The sequence below is a fragment of the Fulvivirga kasyanovii genome (assembly GCF_009711405.1).
Taxonomy (GTDB): Bacteria; Bacteroidota; Bacteroidia; order Cytophagales; family Cyclobacteriaceae; genus Fulvivirga; species Fulvivirga kasyanovii.
Genome location: NZ_SMLW01000425.1, coordinates 5,845 through 9,838, shown reverse-complemented (window position 1 = coordinate 9,838; position 3,994 = coordinate 5,845). Strand labels below are relative to the sequence as shown.

Genomic DNA, 3,994 nt, shown 5'->3' with positions numbered 1-3,994 from the left:
ATTTTTCTACCGGACTACTCCTATTGTATGAAGCGTAAAGAGTAGGCTTAGCATTTTCATCTGTTTCTCTGATTGCCTTAGAGTTTGCTTCTCCCCATTGTTGAGCCTCCGCATCCCACGGTTCGGCATATGACGAATCCAACTCCCATATGTCCACTTCATCCAGTTCATGTACTCTCCCCTCCCGAACAAAAGAATCTCTTGAGTTACGATAAGTTTTATACAGACTATCTTCACCTCTGTTTGAAAGTTGCGATGTGTAACATTTTTGTCCCACGCCCTCAAAACAAGCAGATGTCAGAACAAGGAATAAGGCAAGTTTTTTCATAAGTGTGTTTTATACAATACTCAAGAAAAGTAAATTAAAGCTTTTTATCAAACAAAAAAACACACAAATATATATGTAAAATTTAAACTAACAGACTCCTAAAACAAAAAACAGGAACCCTTGTGAATTCCTGTTAGCATTATGCTCTTTGCTAAAATCTCTCTACTCCCAATCCCTAAGCCTGTCAATATATAAATATGACTCTACAAATTGTCTGTGTTTTTCGCTGGTCAGTTTTTCAAGCAGCTCCAATGATGATATGTAGGTGGCAAGGTTGCCGTTGGAAGAAAGAAATTTCCCATCTTCCACATAGCTTATCAACGAGTCGTCCTGCACAAGAAGGTTTGGATAATTCTTCTGAAGCTCTTTTCCTCCACCAACCCAGGTGACTATTTTCTTACCATCTGCAATGCCTGAGGCTCCTATCAAATGTGCCCCGGCGCAGTTGCTGACGGTATATTGTGTTTCGTTGTTTTTCTCCTTAATGAAGCTGACAATTTTGCTGTTATTCACCTGGGCGTGCATATCGTAGGCGCTGGGTACTATCAGCACATTCAAAGCGGGGCAATTCTTAAAAGTATAATCGGGGATCATTTTCAAGCCCTCTTCGGAAATTAGCGGGGCATCGGTCTCTGCAATGGTGATCACGTTGAAGAGCTGCTCGCCACCTTCTGAGGGTTTTGCAAATACGTCCAGCGCAGCGGTGACTTCGGTAGTAAGTACGCCATCATACATTAACAAACCAATGGTGGGCAAATCTTCTTTTATGGCTTTCAATTGGGCGCTTTCTGTTGCAACTTCTTCGCTTACCTGGTCCTGGTTATTCTGTGCTTTCTCAGTATTACAGGCTGACAAAATCACTATGAGTACAGGGGCTAATATCTTCATGTTTTTCATACCTTATTTATTTGTTTTTTTACTTGCCGGCAAAGGTATTCGTCACCTCAAAGAAAAAACTTGAACCAGTTTAAGAAACCTTTTTACTTCTCAGTTTGCTCAGGTATTCTGGTGTTAAGCCAAGATAGGTAGCTACCAGATACTGGGGTATGCGGTTGACAAACTCGGGAAATTCATCTCTAAATCTATAGAATATCTCTTCTTTGGAGTAAGTAAAAATATATTGTAACCGCTTAATAGCCGCTCCATAGCCTATTTCATAAACCTGCCTGAAGTAGCTGTCCATTACGGGGTGACAGGAAAGCAATTTCTGCTGCTGCGCATATGAGATGCAAAGTACCTCAGAGACTTCAACGGCCTGTATAAAGAAATCTGTCTTGCTCCGGTGATGATAGGCCAGAAAATCGGTGATCCACCAGTCCTTAATGGCAAACTGGATGGTCTTCTCCGCACCATTATTGTCAATAAAATAGGCATGAAGGCAGCCTTCCAATACAAAATAAATTTTATCACACTTCTCTCCGCCGTAAATAAGGGTATCTTTTTTGGCCAAAGTAACAGGATCAAAATAACCTATGATCTGCTCATATTCCTTTGTATCGATATCAACGAACCTTTTGATATGGTGATAAAGCTTAATATCCATGGTATCGGCATTTAAAATTATCGTACAGCCAAGTTAGGCCTTATTCATCTCAAATGCTTCAATAGGTCTACTTCCTTTAAGTCATCGGGCACCTTTTTACTAAAAACCTTATTTTCGCTCAGTACCGATATTGTATTAAACAATCCTTTATATTCGATGATGTAGTTGTTTTCCAGGTATATCCGCTTTCTCCTTCCTGAAAGTGAGAAGTCCCTTTTGCCATCGATCAAAATGTTGACAGGAGCACCCTCCTTCAATTCTGCTATTTTGAAATTTTCCCTCCGGGGCTCTCCCACATTCCAATAGTCCCAATTCAGAAAAAGCTCTATTTCCTTATCAAAACGGATCTTAAATATTTCGATATGCTGGCCAAACAGCTTGACCGAACCAAAAATCAGGTTTCGCTGCCGGGCCAGGTGCTTTTCATAGTATTGTTTGAGCTGGCCTTCATCGTCACATCTTTGGGCATTTAGCTTCAAAAGGTTTAAATAGTCTTCGAAGGTGTGAAAATTATTGTCAATCAAAATGACCAGGTCTCCCAATACCCCTTCAACTTTCTCGAAGCAATTGCGGCTGATAACCACCTCATCGCCATCCGCTGAAGTACCGGAGCTAACCTCCCCCTTCCAGGTCACATAGTCCTTCCTGGAGTCATAGCTTCTGTACTTCTTGTCATATTCGTAGGAACATGAAAACACCTGAATGACATGGCAGGGCTTTTTATTGACTTTCATCCCCGGATCGTCAACCTACTATATCATTGATCGCCCTGAAAATGTTGAGCGGGTACTCTGCTATGCGGTTGCATAAGTAGAGGTACCACTCTTTGCCGTACACGAAGTAGACCTTAGCCGGGTGGCCTTTGTCCTTTATGGCGGCCAGTTGCTCCATTTGTATGCCATACAAACTCTCAAACTCATAAATGTCTTTTGATGGCTGGTGTTTACTTATTAACCGGAGCGCTTCCTGCTGTATGTTGTGATCGTGCGTGGCTATAGAGCAAAGGTGGCCTTGAGACAATAGCGCATCCAGGTAATTCAGATAGGTTTCATCAAGTTCTCTGCCACGGGACAGGGAAAGGTGGGCAGGAGTATCAAAAGCCCCTTTCACCAGCCTGATCCTGTTGGGCAACTTGGCAAGTTCCTGAAAATCGTCCTTAGAGCGGTGAAGGTAGGCCTGCATGGTTATAGACACCTGTTTATAATCTTTTGCTGCCGCCATATACGTTTCCAACACGTCATCCGTACGGTTTACTCCCTCAGCACTGATAATAACTTCTGTATGGTTAGGCGCTGCTGCCTCCAGAATACGCGTGATATTGGCCAGGGCCAGATCTTTGGATATAGCGAGGCCGATATGTGAAAGGTCCAGTGAGATGGTTGAATAAAGGTTTTGACTTTCAATCTGACGGGCCATTTCTATAAACTCCTCCGTAGCTGCATTGGCTTCCTTTTCGGTGATGGTATTTTCACCCATAAACTCCATAGAGCACTTATACCCCTTTTCATTTTCAAGCACCACTTTTGCTATCGTCTCTTCCATGGTTTCTCCGCCTATGTACCGGTCTGCCGCCTTTTTGAGGGCATGGAACAATGTGGCATTATTTAACAAGTATTCTTTGGCCTGCTCATTTAAAGCAGCTTTTTTCAGGGCCTTTGCCCCTAATTCAATTAACTCCTGATCCATGTTATGTTGGTTTAAAGTTTGACAGCAAGAGATTGTATAAACTCCGCAATTTTTGCTTCGTTTCTTTTATAATAAGTCCACTTCCCTATTCTTTTACCCGTTAGCAAGCCTGCCTTTTCCATCATGGTTAAATAATGGGAGGTAGTGGACTGCGACAAACCCAGCTTATCCTGAATATGGCACACGCATACCCCGTCATCAAAATTGGGCACATTGACCTGCGGTGGAAAATTTTCCTCCGGGCTTTTCAGCCAATCCAGTATTTCAACCCTGGCCTTATTGGATAGCACCTTGCTTACCTCTACGATATTCATAGGTCTAATGTAACAACATATCGATAATTATCGATATGTTGTTTATGTTTTTTTTAAAGCACCGGTACCCAAAAGATGGGGTTGTGTTGCTGTGCAATTTTGAAAGTGTAGTAGAGAAGAGCC

General features: G+C 42.2%; 6 protein-coding genes. All 6 read right to left on the bottom strand.

Annotated elements, in window-relative coordinates:
• Positions 1-328, bottom strand: a 328-nt coding sequence (locus tag E1163_RS30945) for a hypothetical protein (protein WP_221417946.1), incomplete at its 3' end; no start/stop codon positions are given.
• 162 nt (positions 329-490) lie between these two features.
• Entirely contained in the window at positions 491-1,216 is a 726-nt protein-coding gene (locus E1163_RS06220; protein WP_246223524.1) for a DJ-1/PfpI family protein, read from the bottom strand.
• Between the two features lie 79 nt (positions 1,217-1,295).
• Positions 1,296-1,871, bottom strand: coding sequence for a Crp/Fnr family transcriptional regulator (locus E1163_RS06215; protein WP_155170575.1), 576 nt, complete (start codon positions 1,869-1,871; stop codon positions 1,296-1,298).
• 44 nt (positions 1,872-1,915) lie between these two features.
• A complete protein-coding gene (locus tag E1163_RS06210) occupies positions 1,916-2,605 on the bottom strand; it encodes a hypothetical protein (RefSeq protein ID WP_155170574.1) in 690 nt (229 codons plus the stop codon).
• Positions 2,606-2,615: 10 nt separating this feature from the next.
• Positions 2,616-3,557 (bottom strand): proline dehydrogenase family protein, encoded by a 942-nt coding sequence (locus E1163_RS06205; protein ID WP_155170573.1) that lies wholly within the window; start codon positions 3,555-3,557, stop codon positions 2,616-2,618.
• 11 nt (positions 3,558-3,568) lie between these two features.
• Positions 3,569-3,871 (bottom strand): ArsR/SmtB family transcription factor, encoded by a 303-nt coding sequence (locus E1163_RS06200; protein WP_155170572.1) that lies wholly within the window; start codon positions 3,869-3,871, stop codon positions 3,569-3,571.
• Positions 3,872-3,994 lie beyond the last annotated feature (123 nt).